General features: G+C 60.9%; 1 protein-coding gene. It reads left to right on the top strand.

Features of this window, described 5'->3' with window-relative positions; all coding sequences use genetic code 11:
- Nucleotides 1-762, top strand: a 762-nt coding sequence (locus E5W87_RS16170) for a DEAD/DEAH box helicase (protein ID WP_292399276.1), incomplete at both ends; no start/stop codon positions are given.

Below are 762 nucleotides of genomic sequence, written 5' to 3'. Positions count from 1 at the left end.
CGAGCGCGGAAAGCTTCTGCTCAACGGCGTCGAGATCCTCGTCATCGATGAGGCCGACCGCATGCTCGACATGGGTTTCATTCCCGACATCGAGCGCATCTGCGAGATGATCCCGTTCACGAGGCAGACGCTGTTCTTCTCGGCAACGATGCCGCCTGAGATCACCAAGCTCACCGAGAAATTCCTGCACGCGCCGGTGCGCGTCGAGGTTTCGAAGGCCGCGTCGGCCGCCACCAACATCATCCAGCGGCTGGTGAAATCCGGTTCGAAACCCTGGGATAAGCGCGAGACGCTGCGCAATCTGATAAAGGCCGAGGATGCGGAGCTGAAGAACGCCATCATCTTCTGCAACCGCAAGGTCGAGGTCTCGGAGCTTTTCCGCTCGCTGCTGAAATATGATTTCGACGCCGGCGCGCTGCATGGCGACATGGACCAGCGCGCGCGCATGCAGATGCTGGCCAATTTCCGTGACGGTAAACTGCGCTACCTCGTTGCGTCGGACGTTGCCGCGCGCGGCCTCGATATCCCCGATGTCAGCCACGTCTTCAATTACGACGTGCCGATCCATGCCGAGGACTATGTCCATCGCATCGGCCGCACCGGCCGCGCCGGACGCTCGGGCAAATCCTTCACCATCGCCACCAAGTCCGACACGAAATACATCGACGCGATCGAACGGCTGATCGGCAACAAGATTGAGTGGCATGACGGCGATCTGTCGACGCTCGTCGCCAGTGAGGGCGGAGAGGAAGATGCTCCCCG

It is taken from the genome of Mesorhizobium sp. (assembly GCF_004962925.1).
Taxonomy (GTDB): Bacteria; Pseudomonadota; Alphaproteobacteria; order Rhizobiales; family Rhizobiaceae; genus Mesorhizobium.
This window is presented reverse-complemented; position numbering and strand designations above follow the sequence as displayed.